Origin of the sequence: Streptomyces sp. NPDC060000 (assembly GCF_042737375.1) — a bacterium.
Classification (GTDB): Bacteria; Actinomycetota; Actinomycetes; order Streptomycetales; family Streptomycetaceae; genus Streptomyces.
On sequence record NZ_JBHWUU010000003.1, the window covers coordinates 170,104 to 184,800 of the forward strand.

Below are 14,697 nucleotides of genomic sequence, written 5' to 3' on the forward strand. Positions count from 1 at the left end.
CCCGGGACGGGTGCGGTGGACGGTGGGTGGGGGCCGGCCGGAGTGGGTGCGGAGGGGGGCCGGGGGGTCCTGGGCAGGGGTAGGGGCGGTGGCTGGGCACCCTAAACGGTGGATGAGGGGTGAGGGGGCGGGCATGGCGAAGGCCCGGTTGCTCCTTGGGGGGAGCTGCCGGGCCTGCTCGTGCGGGCTGTACGCAAGTTCGCCGTTACGTCTGGGGAGGCGGCACGTGGCGTGCCGGGGGCTCAGCGCTGGAGGGGGATGGCCGGCTCGGCCGGGTCCGCGGCGGGGTCGCAGGTGGCCGTGGTGTGTTCGGCCGGCTCCGTGTCCGGGAGCCCGCGGTGGCGGCAGCTGGGGGACTTGCCGTGCGCCTCGGCGCCGATGCGCTGCTTCATCGTGGGGGGCAGTGAGCGGGCTTGGGCCCAGAGCCATGGGTACGAGGTCGTCGGCCACGCCGTCGTGTCCGCGGTGGTGGCGCTCCCGCTGTGGTGCGTCGGAACGGTCTGCGCGGCCGCCGCCGCGCCGGCGGTCGCCGTGATGAGTCCGAGCGCCGTGCACAGCGCGAGGAAGGCGGTGACGATGACGGTCCACAGCTTCATGACCCGGTTCTCGGGCATGGCCCCTCACTTTCGGGTTGGGCGATTTGCGTACTTTCCTCATGATGTGTAGGGACGGCACGAAGTGGTGGACCGACGCTCACGGCGTGGCGTTGTTCTGATGAACACCACCCGGATGGGTGCAAGGTGCTCTAAAAGCGGAGAAGAGAGGATCAGATGGGATGAGGAAGGGCAAAAGTCACCGTCCGTCAGGGTGTGATCACCCTCCGATCGGAGTGGTGTGAACCCGTCCTACTGCGCTGCCGAAGGCGGGAGTTGAGGCGCGGACGCAGGTCACCGATCGGTCTCGGTCGGTGTGTATAGTCGGGCGCCAGAGGTCCCCTACGTCAAGGAAAGACGAGGTCGCGCGGTGAAGAAGCTTCTGTTGGTCGCACTGGCCGCCATCGGCGGGCTCCTCGTGTACCGCCAGATCCAGGCGGATCGCGCCGAGCAGGATCTGTGGACGGAGGCGACTGACTCCGTGCCCACGGGTCCGTGAGTATCGATACCGAAGACTGAGCAAACCCCGGCCGCCGATCGCGGTCGGGGTTTTGTGTTGCGGATCCCCCGGCCTACGGCTAGAGGCGGGCTTTTCGGACGCTCGTACGGAATGCGGGGGTGGTACGCGCGCGTGCGGGGCAGGATGGCCCACGTTCGGTCGAAGGCGAGGGGGCGGGGTCGATGGCCCGGCGTACGGGGCGTGGAGCGGCTGTGTGGCGGGCCGGCGTGCGGAGCACGGTTGTGGCGGCGGTGCTCTGTGTGTCGTCGGCGGTGTTGCCCGGACGGGGGGCCATGGCCGCGCCGGACGTCCCTTCGTACGCCTTCGCCGACGACGTCCGCAGCGCCCCTGCGGCCACGGGTACCACCGGCGCCGTACGCCTCGAGTCCGGCGCGACGTACCGGAGCTCCCTCCCGGGCCAGAGCGGGGGCGAGGGCCGGAGCCAGGGCGACGAGGACAAGGCCGAGGCCTACTACCGGCTCGAACTCGACGGCACGTCGAACGTGTACGTCTCCGTCACGGCGATCCCGCGCGCGGGAGCCTCGCTCTCCGCCGGGGACGGGATCAGCGTCTCGCTGCAGGACGCCGACAGCACCAGGTGCTCCTCCGACTCCGTGACCGTCGGGGCCTCCAGGAGCCCGCAGCCGCTCACCGCCTGGGGCGCGCGTGAACTCCTGCCGGGCAACGGACTGTGTCAGAAGGCCGGTACGTACTACGTCGTCGTCGAGCGCACAGGCACAGGTACAGGTACGGGCACGGGTACGGGTACAGGTACGGGTACAGGTACGAGTACCGGAAGCGGCGAAGAGGCCACCGGCCTCTCCGGCGCGCAGCCCTGGGACCTCGAGCTCGCGCCCGTCTCCGAGCCTCCCCTGGAGAAGGCGGCCGCCACGAGCGGGCCCGAGACGTGGGACTCCGCGACGCCCACGCCTCCCGTCACCGAGCCGAGCGCCGTCCGGGGCGGGGCGGGCTTCGCCGGGGCGGCCGCGGTGGAGCAGGGCGTCTGGAGCGACGAGATCGTCCCCGGGCAGACCCTCTTCTACAAGGTGCCCGTCGACTGGGGGCGGCAGCTGTCCGCCACCGTCGACCTGGGCAGCGCGGACAAGAACTCCGGGTACGTGGTCGACGCCCTTGACCTGACCCTCTACAACCCGGTGCGAGCCGACGTCCAGGACGCGAGCATCGGTTACGGCGGCAGCCAGAAGTCGGCCTCTCTGCCACCCGTTCCGCCGGTCAGGTACGTCAACCGGTACGCCCCCACCGACCCGACGAAGTCCCTGCGGTTCGCCGGCTCGTACTACCTCGTGGTGCACCTCGCCGAGCAGGTGGCGGACCGTTTCGGTGAGGGGCCCTACGGGGTGACCCTGCGGGTCGGCCTCGGCGGGAGCACACAGGCCGGTCCGGGCTATGCGCGGCAGTCGGTGCCCCGCGGCTTCTTCGACATCGGCGCGCCGGACCCCGAGCCCTCGGCCGGCGGGAACACGGCCGGCGGCACCGCGTCGGGCGACGGTACGTCGGGTGACGACCCCGCGATGAAGGCGGTCGCCGTGGGCGGCATCGGAACCGGGAGCGTGCTGCTGATGGTGCTCGGGGTGTGGACGCTGACCGCCCGGCGCAGGGCCGCGGCTCAGATGCGCGCCAGCGCCCAGAACCCCACGGCGTAGCAGGCCAGCGCGAGGAACAGCAGCGGCAGCGCGACCTTGGCGGGCGGACCCGGACGTCCCCGGCGGGCGGCGCGATGCCCTCGTCGACCACCGTGCGGCGAAGCAGCCCGCGCGGAAGGGGGAACCTGTGGGGCTCGAGGCACATGAAGGTCATGAAGGGCGCGCGATCCCTGAGGGGCTTGAGGGGCTTGAGGGGCTTCAGGGGCCTGAGGGTCCTGGGCGGTGTACGAGGCTGTGGACACCTCGCGGTGTTGCCCACGGGTCGGCAACACGAAGGTGGGTTCGTACGGGGGCGCGGTCATGGGGGTGGGCGTCGGCGCGTGGGCGGGGGGATGCGGGGTGGGGGGCTCCGGAGCCACGGGGCCGGAGAAGGAGCCGTCCGCCGGTGGCGGAGGCGGCAGATGGAAGCTTCCGGTGTCCGACATCGAGGGGAGGGGCGTGGGTGCCCCGTCGGGCCGGGAGGGCACGCCGTCCCTGCCCGGACGGACAGGAACGGCGGCCGCTGCTGGCCCTGGGGGACGGGGTCCGGTGCCCGGACGGGCGGTATGGGGGGCCACCTCCGGCCGGGCGGGCAGCGAGCCGGTACCCGGGCCGGCCGGCCCGGGTGCGGTATACGGGCGGCCGGGATCACGAGCGGGGCCCACATCCGCCGGCTCGGGTGTGGTGCCCAGGCGGCTCGGGTCGTGGAAGGTTCCCGCACCAGGCCGCTCGGAGACGTCGTCGGGACGCGCCGAGGGAGGTGCGATGTCCGTGAAGCCCCGGTCGGGTGGTGTGGGCGCGGCGTGCGGGAGGGCGGTGAGGGAGCCGGTCGCTCCGGGTCGACTCGGTGGCCCGTCGGGGCCGAAACCCCTGGGGAGGGGGCCGAGTTGGTCGAAAATCTCGATCAGCTCGTCGTCCGGGCCCGGCTCGGGCAGCAGCTCGGCGGCCGCCGCGAGCGCTTTGCGCGCCCCCGTGGCCGTACGGAATCGTGCCTGCGGGTCCGGCTGGAGGAGGGTGGCGACCACCTGCCACAGCGGCTCGGGAACACTCTTGGGGGCACCCGGCGTCCCGTGCTCCGCGAAGTACTGGACGAGCGCCTTGGCGTCCGGCTTGGCGCCCTCCAGCAGATACAGAGCGACCAGTCCGACGGCGAACAGGTCGGCGGGGAAGTCCGGGTCGGCGCCCATCATCTGCTCGGGCGCGAGGTAACCGGGCGTCCCGACCACGAGGTTGGTCTCGGTCAGGCGGGGCTCGCCCAGCCGCATCGCGATGCCGAAGTCGGAGAGCCTGAGGCGGGGCCGGGCCGTCCCGGTGGCCTCCAGCAGGATGTTGGCGGGTTTGATGTCGCGGTGCACGACACCTTCCGCGTGGACCGCGGTGAGCCCGGAGAGCAACTGGTCGAGCAGCGTGCACACGAAGACCGGGGGCAACGGCCCGTAGTCGCCCACGAGATGGACCAGCGAACCGCCGGCCACCAGGTCCATGGTGAACAGGACCTTGTCGTCGTCGGCGGCCCAGCTGGCGGGCGCGAGCACATGAGGGTGGTCGATCCGCAGCGCCTGCTCGCGGACGAAACGCAGCAGTGCGTGCGCGTCGCTCTGCTGGAGCACCTTCGCGGCCACGTAGCGGCGACGGCGGTGGTCCCAGGCGCGCCAGACCGCGCCGACGCCTCCGCGACCGATCGGGTCGGCCAGTTCGTACCGTCCGGCGAAGACCTCACCCATGACTGTGCGCCGCTCCTCCCCCTTGTCCCGCTAGGGTCTCCCCCTCTGCTACCCCCGCGATGAGCGATACGACCCCTGTCCCCCCGTGTGTCCCGCCGTGCCGTGCTGTCCCCCGTGCTGCCGACCGCCCGGCTGCCGAACCCCCTTCGGCGACCGGGCCGAGGGCTCAGTTCTGGTGGGACTGGTAGTGCGTGACCGCGTCGGAGGTACGGCCGGCGCCGTACACCCGGAGGAACTCTGCCAGTTCCGGGTGGGTCGGGGCGAGAGTGTCGGCGGCGTCGATGATGTCGCCGGCGGCGGCCACCGAGCGCAGCAGGGACTGGATCTCACGGACGACCCGCTTGACCGTGGGCGCCCCCGAACTGCTCGTCGTCTGCGTGGTGTTGTTGAGCACCGAGCCCCCCTGCGACCGCTTGATCTCGTCCATGCGTTCCGTCGCCTCGGCGGCGCTGACGCTGCCGTCCGCGACCTGCGCCGCCAACTCCTGGAGCAGCTGCACCCGCTGCACCACCGCCGGGTTGCCGATCTTCGCCCGCTGACCGCTCATCAGCTGCGACAGCATCGGCGCCGACAGTCCCAGTACCCCCGCGAGACGAGCCTGGTTGAGGCCAAGATCGTCGATGAGCTTACGGAAGAGCGCCCCCAGCGGCTCCCCGTACCAGTTCCGCTGCAGTTCCCGCGCTCTCGCGGTCGCTTCCTGCTGTGCGGCGTCCATTGCGTCTCCCCATCGCTTCCCCAGAAACCGCGGTTCGCTGTAGCGAACCGCGTCCGAGCATCTTACGGAGAGTGGTCATCCGCGGGGACCCCCAATCTTTTTGCGAGATACCCCGGGTGACCCGGTACTCTGGTCTGCGGCGCCCGGTGGTGGGAGGTTCTTCCGGCCGGATGCCTCTTGCGGGGCCTTAGCTCAGTTGGTAGAGCGCTGTCTTTGCATGGCAGATGTCAGGGGTTCGACTCCCCTAGGCTCCACGAGCAAGACCCCTCCCACCTGCGGATGAGCAGGTGGGAGGGGTCTTTTTCGGTGGGTGCGGGCGTCGGCCGCTCAGCTGCGGTCGTCGCGGTTCGCGGCCTCTTCCTCGGCCTCCTTCGCCTGGACCTCGGCGTCTAGGACCGACGGGTCGGCACTGCCGTCCACCGAGGTCAGACCGCCGGGGGCGGGTACCTCCGTGGCGGCCGGCGGCTCCACCAGCCAGTCAGGGTTCGCCTGCTTGTCCCACCACTTCCAGGCCGCGTAGGTACCGCCGGCGACGACACCGAGGACGGCCAGCGCCTTGGCGAGCTTGCCCGCCTTGGCCCGCCGCCGGTGCTTGCGCACCAGCTTCTCGATCTCCTTCGGCGTCACCTGACCGCGCAGGGCGGCCAGTGCGGCGACGCCGCGAGCGGCGGCCTCGTCCTTCACGGGTCCGGCCGCGGCCACGGCCTGTTCGATCCTCGGCCGGGAGTAGTCGGCTGCCTGTCGTGCGGCGAGCCGGGTGCGGGCGGCCGCTTCCTGCGCGGCCTGGTCGACCTTCGGCGGGACACGTGTCTTCGCCTGTTCCAGACGCGGGGCGACGTAGGCGTCATACTGCACGCGGGCCTGTTCGGCGGCCTGCGACACCTTGGGCGCGAGCCGTACACGGGCCTCGTGCGCGTAAAGCGCGGCCCGTTCCTTGGCCGTGTCGGCGTAGGGCGCCACCACTTCCGCGGCGTGCAGCACGCTGCCCTTCGCCGAGCCGGTCGCGGCGCGCACGCTCTCGATGCGGGTCACGGGTTTCCTCCTCCTCGGTGGCGTACGGTATTTCGACTTTCCACCCTTTTACGGATCATGCCTGTCAATGGCTGTAGCGGCATGCGCGGGCAGGCATACGGGTGCTGATCACATGCGATAGGGGACGGATCGGGGACAAGGGCAACAGAGGGCCGACAGGGCGACAAAGCCGACGATGCCACGGATCGGCGCCGCTCGCTCCCGTCCCGGACGAGTCGGATGCTTTTCCGTACCCGAACCGTCGGTTCCGGTCCGGGAACGGCCGTCGGGCGGAGCCCGCTGCGGACCGTGCGAGGATCTGTGGGTCACAGAGAGACAACGGAAGGCAGACCGTGGCCGAGCAGCTGTACGCCACCCTGAGGACCAGCCACGGCGACATCGGGATCCGGCTGTTCCCGGACCACGCCCCGAAGACGGTCAGGAACTTCGTCGAGCTCGCCACCGGCGGGCGGGAGTGGGTCAACCCGGCGACCGGCGTGCGGTCCAAGGACAGGCTGTACGACGGCACGGTCTTCCACCGGGTGATCAGCGGTTTCATGATCCAGGGCGGCGACCCGCTGGGCAACGGAACCGGCGACCCCGGCTACCAGTTCGAGGACGAGTTCCACCCGGACCTGCGCTTCGACCGGCCCTACCTGCTGGCCATGGCGAACTCCGGCCCGGGCACCAACGGCTCGCAGTTCTTCATCACCGTCTCCCCGACGGCCTGGCTGAACCGCAAGCACACCATCTTCGGCGAGGTCACCGACCCGGCCGGCCAGAAGGTGGTGGACGCCATCGCGGCCGCCCAGACCAACCCGCGCACCGAACGTCCGCTGAAGGACGTCGTGATCGAGTCGGTCGTCGTCGAGAGCCGCAAGGGCTGAGCGACGCCCGCGGTGAACCGCCGGGAACCGGACCGGCCACCGGGAACCAAACGCCCTGCTCGTCCGTAAGGATGAGCAGGGCGGTTCCTTTCGACTGACTCGGACGACTCAACTGGGGGAGCCCATGGACCAGGCGCCTGGCAGCAGGCAGGACGACGCGCAGAGCGGCCTGCCCGTCTGTTACCGGCACCCGGATCGGGAGACCGGCATTCGCTGTACCCGCTGCGAGCGGCCGATCTGCCCCGAGTGCATGGTCAGCGCCTCCGTCGGCTTCCAGTGCCCCACCTGCGTCCGCGAGGGCTCGGGCACCGGCCACGCGCCCAGCGCCTCGCGGCCCCGCACGCTCGCGGGGGGTGCGGTCGCCGCCGATCCCCACCTGGTCACCAAGATCCTCATCGGTCTCAATCTGGCGGCGTTCCTCGTCCAGCAGGCTCTCGGTGACAGCTTCACCGACCGGTTCGACCTGATCGGCCGCGCGATCATGCCCGCCCTTGGGCTGGGCGAGATCCAGGGCGTGGCCGAAGGGCAGTGGTACCGGCTGCTGACCTCGATGTTCCTGCACGCCAGCTACATCCACATCCTGTCCAACATGCTCAGCCTGTGGTGGATCGGCGGCCCCCTCGAAGCGGCCCTCGGCCGGGTCCGCTACCTCGCGCTGTATCTGGTCTCCGGTCTCGCCGGCAGCGCCCTGACCTACCTGCTCGCCGAGCCCAACCAGGCCTCGCTCGGTGCCTCCGGGGCCATCTTCGGTCTGTTCGGCGCGCTCGCCGTGCTGGTGCGCCGGCAGCGCTACGACATGCGGCCGGTCATCGCCCTGCTGGTGATCAACCTGGTGATCACGTTCGGCTGGAGCGGTATCTCCTGGCAGGCCCACATCGGAGGTCTGGTCGCCGGTGTCGTCATCGGTGCCGGGATGGTTCACGCGCCCCGCGAGCGCCGGGCTCTGGTGCAGTTCGGGAGCTGTGCGCTGATGCTGGCCGTGGTCGTGGTGGTGACGCTCCTGAGGACTGTCCAGCTCACCTGAGCGGGTTGTCCACAGTCTGTGGCGAATCTTGTGCACAACGTGCGGGAACAGCTGTGCCCCCTGACTCCGACCTGTGTTTGCACAGGTCAGGCAGGGGGCGAACAGGTTTTCGAGTGAAGGGGGCAGCCGGTAGTTAGGTCACACCGGCGTCAACCTTCGATGAGTTATCCACAGATCGTCTTTCTTTTCCCCATGTGGAAAACTGCTGTGGATAACTCAGGGGATAACCGTGGGCAGAGTTATTCGGCCCACGTCGTCCCCACCGCTTCCGCCGCTACTTCCACTGGGTGGAGACGCCGAACCCGGCCGCGATGAACCCGAAGCCCACGACGATGTTCCAGTTGTCCAGCTTGTCGATGGGCAGCGAGCCGTCGGTCACGTAGAAGACCACGATCCAGGCGAGCCCGATGAGGAACATGGCCAGCATGACGGGCGCGACCCAGGCACGGCTGTTCAGCTTGATGGCGGTCGCCTGCTTCGCCGGGGGCGGCGTGTAGTCGGCCTTCTTGCGGATACGTGACTTCGGCACGAGGGTCTCTCCTGTCGATGCGCTGCGTGGCCGCGCAGGTGCTCGGGTCGGGCTCGGGGGCTGCGTACCAGGGGACCGAGAGGCTCCCCCGGGCGTCCGTTAGCGTAGTGCTTCTACGGCGCCGAAGGAGATAAGGGTACGTTGAGCAATTCTGCCGACTCCCCCCGGACGGATACAACGGGTTCCGGCCCTGATCCCGCCCGTGTTTCCGCTCCGGAGCACTCCACGGCCTCTTCCCGGGCCGAGACCCCACCCTCGCCTCACGATCGACGGGGCGGTTTCCGGCCCGTGCGGGTACTCACCGTGGGTGTCTTCGCCCTCGCCGGCCTGCTCTTCTTCACCAGCTTCAACACGGCCAAGGGCACCAACATCCGCACGGACGCCTCCTTGCTGAAGCTGTCCGACCTCATCCAGGAACGCAGCCAGAAGAACGGTGAGCTGGACGAGTCGAACGGCGTCCTGCGCGACGACGTGGAGTCGCTGGCCGAGGCCGACGACGGCAGCACCCGGGCCCAGGACGACAAACTCGCCGGACTGGAGAAGAACGCCGGGACCCAGAAGGTCAAGGGCCGGGCCATCACCGTCACCCTCAACGACGCCCCGCCGAACGCCACCGCCAAGCTCCCCGGCTACCCGGAACCGCAGCCCGACTACCTGGTCATCCACCAGCAGGACCTCCAGGCCGTGGTGAACGCGCTCTGGCAGGGCGGCGCCCAGGGCATCAAGGTGATGGACCAGCGGCTGATCTCCACCAGCGCCGTCCGCTGCGTCGGCAACACCCTGATCCTCCAGGGCCGCGTCTACTCACCGCCGTACAAGATCCAGGCGGTCGGTGACCCGGAGAAGCTTCAGCAGGCGCTCGCGGACGCTCCGGCCATCCAGAACTACATGGTCTACGTGAACGTCTACGGCCTCGGCTGGAAAGTCACCGAGGACGGGGCGGTGACTCTGCCGGGCTACTCGGGCACAGTGGATCTGCACTACGCCAAGCCTGTGGAGTAGTGGAGCAGCGGCCGCCGGGGGGCGCCTGTGTCGGTGCGGGTGATCGTCAGGACGTTCAGCGAGTTGTGCATCACCGCCGGCACCGTCATCGTCCTCTTCGTCGTCTACGTGCTGTTCTGGACCGGTGTGCAGGCCGACCGCGTCATGGGCGACCAGATCGACGAACTCCACGACCAGTGGGAGCGGCAGACCGTGAGCCCCGCCCCCGGCACGAGCCCCGCCCCCGGCGCGGACGCCACCGCGTCACCGGCGCCGTACCGGAGCGGTAAACCCTTCGCGGTGATGTACATCCCGCGCCTTGGTTTCACGTGGAACAAGCCGGTGCTCGAAGGGACCGCCACCGGCACCCTGAAGAAAGGGCTGGGGCACTACGCGGGCAGCGCGCGGCTCGGGCAGACCGGGAACTTCTCCGTCGCAGGTCACCGCCGTACCTACGGCGATCCGTTCAAGGACTTCCCCGAGCTCAGGCGGGGGGACGCGGTGGTGTTGACGGACGGGACGACGTGGTTCACCTATCGAATAGACAAAGGGCCCTACAAAACCGTGCCCTCGGACGTCGAGGTGATCGACGCTGTGCCACGTAAGTCGGGGTATACGCGTCCGGGCCGGTACCTGACGTTGACCACGTGCGATCCGGAATGGGGGCACAGTCACCGGCTGATCGTCTGGGCGCACCTGGACTCCACACAGCCTGTGGAGGCAGGCGAACCGAAGGCCCTGCGCCGTTAGTCTGGTGGCGTACGGCGTGAGTCAGGTGCCGTGATGCGACGGAAGGGACGGCATGTACGGCTGGATCTGGCGGCATCTGCCGGGAAGCGCGTGGGTCAAGGCGCTGATCTCGATCATGCTGGTCGTGGCCGTGGTGTACGCGCTGTTCCAGTACGTCTTCCCGTGGGCCGAACCGCTGCTTCCCTTCAACGATGTGACGGTGGACAACCAGTGAGCGCGCGCATTCTCGTCGTCGACAACTACGACAGTTTCGTCTTCAACCTGGTCCAGTACCTGTACCAGCTGGGCGCCGAGTGCGAGGTCCTGCGCAACGACGAGGTCTCCACGGCCCACGCTCAGGACAACTTCGACGGCGTCCTGCTGTCCCCCGGGCCCGGTACGCCCGAGGAGGCCGGCGTCTGCATCGAGATGGTCCGGCACTGCGCGGCCACCGGTGTCCCCGTCTTCGGCGTCTGCCTGGGCATGCAGTCGATGCAGGTGGCGTACGGCGGTGTGGTGGACCGGGCGCCGGAGCTGCTGCACGGCAAGACCTCGCTGGTGGAGCACGAGGGCCGGGGCGTGTTCGCGGGGCTGCCGACCCCCTTCACGGCGACCCGCTACCACTCGCTGGCCGCCGAACCGGCGACGGTCCCGGCCGCACTCGAGGTCACGGCCCGTACGCACGACGGCATCATCATGGGCCTGCGTCACCGTGAACTGCCCGTCGAGGGCGTCCAGTTCCACCCGGAGTCGGTGCTGACCGAGCACGGGCACCGGATGCTGGCCAACTGGCTGGTGGAGTGCGGCGACCAGGGCGCGGTGGCGAGGTCGGCGGGGCTCGCCCCGGTGGTGGGCAGGGCCACGGCGTGACCGCGCTGCGCCCCGAGCGCGAGGACTCGTACGGCACCGCGCCGTACGAGTCCTTCGGCGGTGATGCCCATGGAGCCGCTCCCTACGCCGGGGAGCCGTACCAGCCGCCGACCGACGACGAGACGGTGGCGCTGCGGATGCCGCCGCTCGCTTCCGCGTCGGGCGGCGGCCGCGTATCCGCTTCTGACGCCTCAACAGGCTCTCCCGTCCCTGGACTTCCAGCCGGTGGGCGAGCGGCCCGCAGGAAGGCCGCCAAGGGCCGTCACGGCCGTCATGGGGGCCCGGGCGAGCCGGCGGAGTCGTACAACGGGGCCGCGGCGCCGGGGCAGGGCGAGCGGCCTCTGTCCCGTGTCGAGGCGCGCCGCCGGGAGCGGGCCCGTAAGCCGAGCGCCGGCGTGGTCGTCAGCCGGGCGGTCGGCGAGGTCTTCATCACTACGGGCGTACTGATGCTGCTGTTCGTCACCTACCAGCTCTGGTGGACGAACGTGCGGGCGCACGCGCAGGCCGACAAGGAGGCGAGCAGTCTCCAGAACGACTGGGCGAGCGGCAAGGGCGCCCCCGGCGTGTTCTCGCCGGGGCAGGGCTTCGCCCTTTTGCACATCCCGAAGCTGGACGTGGTGGTGCCGATCGCCGAGGGCGTCAGCAACAAGAAGGTGCTCGACAAGGGCATGGTCGGGCACTACGGCGAGAGCCCGCTGACGACGGCGATGCCCGACGCGAAGACCGGCAACTTCGGTCTCGCGGGTCACCGCAACACGCACGGCGAGCCGTTCCGGTACATCAACCGGCTCCAGGCGGGCGACGACATCGTCGTCGAGACGCAGGACGAGTACTTCGTCTACAAGATGACGTCCTCGCTGCCGGTGACCGCGCCGAGCAACACGAGCGTCCTCGACCCCGTGCCGCCGGGCTCCGGCTTCACCGGGCCGGGCCGGTACATCACCCTCACCACCTGCACGCCGGAGTTCACCAGCAAGTACCGCTTGATCGTCTGGGGCAAGATGGTCGAGGAACGGCCGCGCAGCAAGGGCAAGCCGGATGCGCTCGTCGAGTAGGTAACGCAGTCGAGCAAGGGCAGAGGAACGTGGCAGCGACCACCGGCGACACCGAGCACGAAGAGCACGCGCGTGTGGACGCGCCCGATCCGGCGCCGCGGCGTCGCGGGGGCGGCCGGATCGCGCTGGCCGTCAGCGTCTTCGGCGAACTTCTCATCACGGCCGGCCTGGTGCTCGGCCTGTTCGTCGTCTACTCCCTGTGGTGGACCAACGTCGTGGCCGACCGGCACGCGGACCGGCAGGGCGACAAGGTGCGCGACAACTGGGCCCAGCAGGACACCGGCCCCGGGGCGCTCGACACCAAGGACGGCATCGGCTTCCTGCATGTGCCCGCGATGAGGAACGGCGAGGTGCTGGTCGAGGAGGGCACCTCGTCGAAGATCCTCAACGAGGGTGTCGCCGGCTACTACACCGACCCTCTGAAGGCCGCTCTTCCGACGAGCGGCAAGGAGGGCAACTTCACGCTCGCCGCCCACCGCGACGGCCACGGCGCGAAGTTCCACAACATCGACAAGCTGGAGAAGGGCGATCCGATCGTCTTCGAGACGAAGGACGACTGGTACGTCTACAAGGTGTACGCGGTCCTCCCCGAGACCTCGAAGTACAACGTCGAGGTCCTCGGCCCGATCCCGAAGGAGTCCGGCAGGAAGAAGGCCGGTCACTACATCACCCTGACGACCTGCACGCCGGTGTACACGAGCCGGTACAGGTACGTGGTGTGGGGGGAGCTGGTGCGGGTGGAGAAGGTCGACGCGGACCGGACCCCCCCGAAGGAACTGAGTTGAGGGGACAGTGCCTCTTCAAGGGGTCTGTCACCTAGCATGACGATGGCCCGAAGCCGCAACTTGCCTTTGCGGCTTCGGGCCTTCTGCCTCGTGTTCTGGTCACTCGAGAACAGCCAGGGCCGCCCCGGCGCTCCATTCCTCCAGAAGACCACGGTGGACGGCGGTGATGCCGGTCTCGGCGGCGATGTTGAGGGCATCACGGGTAAAGGGACAGGTCGCCACGAACAGGGCAACCTCGGAGTCGTGGAGAACCTTGGCGGCGCCGACGAACTTCTGGAGCTCGGGGCTGGTGATGGAGGTGTGGGGCGCGAACCTCTTGCATTGGACGACGAGGCGTCGCCCGTGGGCCGTGAGAGCGGTGATGTCGATGCCGCGGTCCCTTCCGCCGCCTTGCACGATGACATTGGTGCAGCCGTCGCGGCGCAGCAGTGTGGCGATGTGCTCCTCGAACTCGCGCCCGTTCATCGCGTCCATGCAGGCCATGACTCCGGCGAGGGGCCGATCCTCGCGTGGGCCTTCCAGCCGATGCAGCCGGGCATGGTGCTGCCGGAGCCGCTTCTCGACCTGCTGGACGCCTGCTCGGAGGGCGATCAGCTCCCGCTGATGCTCACCTGATGTTTCGATCAGAGCGTTGAACATGGGTACGACGGTCTTGCCGAGGATGTGGGTGATGCGCTGGTCGATGCGGTCGTCGAGGGACCCGGAGTCCGAGGGGACCGGGTTGTCCACGGCCTGCGTTCGCGCCCGGTACTCCATGTCGAGTAGGTACGTGCGCACCTGACGGGCGACTTCACTGTCACGGAGGAGCATCGCGACGTTGAGGACCGCGCGACGGGAGTAGAGAGTGAGGCTGGACCGAGGCTGTGGATAAGTCCCCGGATAGCGTGACAGGACGTCACGCTTAAATTCTGCCAGGTCAGGGCCCTGCAAGGTCAGCATTCCGTTGCCCGACAGCTCCTCGTGGTGGCGTGCCTTGAGCTGGCGGATGGCCTCGGCGGTGACGCCGAAGTACGCCGCCACCATCGCCGTGGTCACATGCATCCCGTCCGGCAGCAGCGAGACAGTGCCTTCACCCTGTCGAGTACGTCCGTGCGTTCGAGCGCGCTGTCCCGCAGGCTCTTGGATTCCAGCAGTGCCGATTCGCTGATCACGTCTGCCCCTCTGTTAGTGGTCGGGCCATGTGGCCAGGGCAGAGCTGTGACATGAGAGCTGTGACATGACACCCCACCCCAATCGATCAACGAGTCAGCCGATATGAAGACACGATCGTTTTCTGGGCGTGGGCTGCGGTCGACTGAAGCAAAAGCGTGGACCGTGCGGGATGCATCCGGGGTTCACGTCGATCACTGTGCACTTGGCTGTCGGCCCTCGCACCGCGACGGCCACGGCGCGAAGTTCCACAACATCGACAAGCTGGAGAAGGGCGACCCGATCGTCTTCGAGACGAAGGACGACTGGTACGTCTACAAGGTGTACGCGGTCCTCCCCGAGACCTCGAAGTACAACGTCGAGGTCCTCGGCCCGATCCCGAAGGAGTCCGGCAGGAAGAAGGCCGGCCACTACATCACCCTGACGACCTGCACGCCGGTGTACACGAGCCGGTACAGGTACGTGGTGTGGGGGGAGCTGGTGCGGGTGGAGAAGGTCGACGC

Annotated in this window: 16 protein-coding genes, 1 tRNA gene and 1 pseudogene; 12 read left to right on the forward strand and 6 right to left on the reverse strand. The window is 69.2% G+C overall.

Annotated elements, in window-relative coordinates; translation table 11 throughout:
- Window positions 1-242: 242 nt before the first annotated feature.
- Window positions 243-614 carry a DUF6344 domain-containing protein gene (locus ACFWBB_RS03595; RefSeq protein WP_385266397.1) on the reverse strand — a complete coding sequence of 124 codons (372 nt, stop codon included), beginning with the start codon at window positions 612-614 and terminating at the stop codon, window positions 243-245.
- Between the two features lie 349 nt (window positions 615-963).
- Here ACFWBB_RS03595 and ACFWBB_RS03600 point away from each other — a divergent pair, with 349 nt between their 5' ends.
- Both ACFWBB_RS03600 and ACFWBB_RS03605 read left to right on the forward strand, forming a co-directional pair.
- Window positions 964-1,092, forward strand: coding sequence for a DLW-39 family protein (locus ACFWBB_RS03600; protein WP_365601999.1), 129 nt, complete (start codon window positions 964-966; stop codon window positions 1,090-1,092).
- Between the two features lie 293 nt (window positions 1,093-1,385).
- The gene (locus ACFWBB_RS03605) at window positions 1,386-2,756 is read left to right on the forward strand and encodes a hypothetical protein (RefSeq protein ID WP_385266400.1); all 1,371 of its coding nucleotides are present in this window, start codon (window positions 1,386-1,388) and stop codon (window positions 2,754-2,756) included.
- Here ACFWBB_RS03605 and ACFWBB_RS03610 read toward each other — a convergent pair.
- Complete coding sequence (locus ACFWBB_RS03610; protein WP_385266402.1) at window positions 2,720-4,459, reverse strand: protein kinase; 1,740 nt, start codon at window positions 4,457-4,459, stop codon at window positions 2,720-2,722. The two genes, ACFWBB_RS03605 and ACFWBB_RS03610, sit on opposite strands and share 37 nt — an antisense overlap.
- A 166-nt stretch (window positions 4,460-4,625) precedes the next feature.
- Window positions 4,626-5,174, reverse strand: a complete 549-nt coding sequence (locus ACFWBB_RS03615) for a DNA-binding protein (RefSeq protein ID WP_189923631.1) — start codon at window positions 5,172-5,174, stop codon at window positions 4,626-4,628.
- A 181-nt stretch (window positions 5,175-5,355) separates the two neighbouring features.
- Here ACFWBB_RS03615 and ACFWBB_RS03620 point away from each other — a divergent pair.
- Window positions 5,356-5,428, forward strand: a tRNA-Ala gene (locus ACFWBB_RS03620).
- 73 nt (window positions 5,429-5,501) lie between these two features.
- On the opposite strand, the gene ACFWBB_RS03625 is transcribed toward ACFWBB_RS03620, so the two are convergent.
- Window positions 5,502-6,206 (reverse strand): DUF5324 family protein, encoded by a 705-nt coding sequence (locus ACFWBB_RS03625; protein ID WP_385266405.1) that lies wholly within the window; start codon window positions 6,204-6,206, stop codon window positions 5,502-5,504.
- 332 nt (window positions 6,207-6,538) lie between these two features.
- Here ACFWBB_RS03625 and ACFWBB_RS03630 point away from each other — a divergent pair, with 332 nt between their 5' ends.
- Both ACFWBB_RS03630 and ACFWBB_RS03635 read left to right on the forward strand, forming a co-directional pair.
- Window positions 6,539-7,072: a peptidylprolyl isomerase gene (locus ACFWBB_RS03630; protein WP_385266408.1), complete on the forward strand. Its 534-nt coding sequence runs from the start codon at window positions 6,539-6,541 to the stop codon at window positions 7,070-7,072.
- 124 nt (window positions 7,073-7,196) lie between these two features.
- A complete protein-coding gene (locus ACFWBB_RS03635) occupies window positions 7,197-8,096 on the forward strand; it encodes a rhomboid family intramembrane serine protease (RefSeq protein WP_385266410.1) in 900 nt (299 codons plus the stop codon).
- 274 nt (window positions 8,097-8,370) lie between these two features.
- Here ACFWBB_RS03635 and crgA read toward each other — a convergent pair whose 3' ends face one another.
- A complete protein-coding gene (gene crgA, locus ACFWBB_RS03640) occupies window positions 8,371-8,625 on the reverse strand; it encodes a cell division protein CrgA (protein ID WP_054242100.1) in 255 nt (84 codons plus the stop codon).
- 141 nt (window positions 8,626-8,766) lie between these two features.
- On the opposite strand from crgA, the gene ACFWBB_RS03645 reads away from it, so the two are divergent.
- From ACFWBB_RS03645 to ACFWBB_RS03670, 6 genes are read left to right on the forward strand one after another with little or no spacing between them, the layout of a single operon-like run.
- On the forward strand, window positions 8,767-9,627 hold the full coding sequence (locus ACFWBB_RS03645; RefSeq protein ID WP_385266413.1) for a DUF881 domain-containing protein: 861 nt from the start codon (window positions 8,767-8,769) through the stop codon (window positions 9,625-9,627).
- A 33-nt stretch (window positions 9,628-9,660) separates the two neighbouring features.
- Window positions 9,661-10,356, forward strand: coding sequence for a class E sortase (locus ACFWBB_RS03650; RefSeq protein WP_385266416.1), 696 nt, complete (start codon window positions 9,661-9,663; stop codon window positions 10,354-10,356).
- A 52-nt stretch (window positions 10,357-10,408) separates the two neighbouring features.
- Complete coding sequence (locus ACFWBB_RS03655) at window positions 10,409-10,570, forward strand: hypothetical protein (protein WP_385266419.1); 162 nt, start codon at window positions 10,409-10,411, stop codon at window positions 10,568-10,570.
- On the forward strand, window positions 10,567-11,205 hold the full coding sequence (locus ACFWBB_RS03660; RefSeq protein ID WP_385266422.1) for an aminodeoxychorismate/anthranilate synthase component II: 639 nt from the start codon (window positions 10,567-10,569) through the stop codon (window positions 11,203-11,205). The genes ACFWBB_RS03655 and ACFWBB_RS03660 overlap by 4 nt, the downstream gene beginning before the upstream one ends.
- The gene (locus ACFWBB_RS03665; RefSeq protein ID WP_385266424.1) at window positions 11,202-12,260 is read left to right on the forward strand and encodes a class E sortase; all 1,059 of its coding nucleotides are present in this window, start codon (window positions 11,202-11,204) and stop codon (window positions 12,258-12,260) included. The genes ACFWBB_RS03660 and ACFWBB_RS03665 overlap by 4 nt, the downstream gene beginning before the upstream one ends.
- A 29-nt stretch (window positions 12,261-12,289) precedes the next feature.
- Complete coding sequence (locus tag ACFWBB_RS03670) at window positions 12,290-13,045, forward strand: class E sortase (RefSeq protein ID WP_385266427.1); 756 nt, start codon at window positions 12,290-12,292, stop codon at window positions 13,043-13,045.
- A gap of 99 nt (window positions 13,046-13,144) precedes the next feature.
- Here ACFWBB_RS03670 and ACFWBB_RS03675 read toward each other — a convergent pair whose 3' ends face one another.
- Entirely contained in the window at window positions 13,145-14,086 is a 942-nt protein-coding gene (locus ACFWBB_RS03675) for a restriction endonuclease (protein WP_385266430.1), read from the reverse strand.
- A gap of 327 nt (window positions 14,087-14,413) precedes the next feature.
- Between ACFWBB_RS03675 and ACFWBB_RS03680 the strand changes: the two are divergent.
- Window positions 14,414-14,697, forward strand: a pseudogene (locus tag ACFWBB_RS03680) (sortase domain-bontaining protein); the annotation flags it as partial.

Bases quoted from the DNA above. Each gene is read 5' to 3' on its own strand.
- ACFWBB_RS03595 (WP_385266397.1), bottom strand. From the start codon at position 614: ATGCCCGAGAACCGGGTCATGAAGCTGTGGACCGTCATCGTCACCGCC.
- ACFWBB_RS03605 (WP_385266400.1), top strand. From the start codon at position 1,386: ATGGCCGCGCCGGACGTCCCTTCGTACGCCTTCGCCGACGACGTCCGC.
- ACFWBB_RS03610 (WP_385266402.1), bottom strand. From the start codon at position 4,459: ATGGGTGAGGTCTTCGCCGGACGGTACGAACTGGCCGACCCGATCGGT.
- ACFWBB_RS03615 (WP_189923631.1), bottom strand. From the start codon at position 5,174: ATGGACGCCGCACAGCAGGAAGCGACCGCGAGAGCGCGGGAACTGCAG.
- ACFWBB_RS03635 (WP_385266410.1), top strand. From the start codon at position 7,197: ATGGACCAGGCGCCTGGCAGCAGGCAGGACGACGCGCAGAGCGGCCTG.
- ACFWBB_RS03655 (WP_385266419.1), top strand. From the start codon at position 10,409: ATGTACGGCTGGATCTGGCGGCATCTGCCGGGAAGCGCGTGGGTCAAG.
- ACFWBB_RS03675 (WP_385266430.1), bottom strand. From the start codon at position 14,086: ATGCATGTGACCACGGCGATGGTGGCGGCGTACTTCGGCGTCACCGCC.